Below are 353 nucleotides of genomic sequence, written 5' to 3'. Positions count from 1 at the left end.
AGCAACCGGTGCCGGTGCGTGACGAAGATCTCAGCGTCGGCGCGCTCCGCGCCGTCGGCCTCCCTGACCGCCCGGCCGATCACGCTGCGCGCCCGCACCGGGTCACCGCCGTGCAGTGCCGCCAGCGTGACCAGCGCGGCCGGGGTGTCGGGCGCGACCTCCTGGGAACCGCGCTCGGCGGTGATCGCCTGACTCAACCGCGCCACCGCGACGGCATACGGCTGGTCCAGCGACTGCATCAGGCCCTCCGCCAGGCTGCGCGCCGCCCTGGCCGTCGACGTCGGCGGCCCGATGCTGTCGGCGGTGAGCACCGTGCGCGCCGTGACCGGATCGCCCGCGGCCACCGCGACCAC

The 353-nt window shown here is 76.2% G+C and carries 1 pseudogene; it reads right to left on the bottom strand.

The features are described 5' to 3' along the window. Positions 1–353: pseudogene (locus Q2100_RS30160) on the bottom strand (isoniazid response ATPase/transcriptional regulator IniR); the annotation flags it as partial.

The organism is Mycolicibacterium arseniciresistens (assembly GCF_030519285.1).
GTDB lineage: Bacteria > Actinomycetota > Actinomycetes > Mycobacteriales > Mycobacteriaceae > Mycobacterium > Mycobacterium arseniciresistens.
This window is presented reverse-complemented; position numbering and strand designations above follow the sequence as displayed.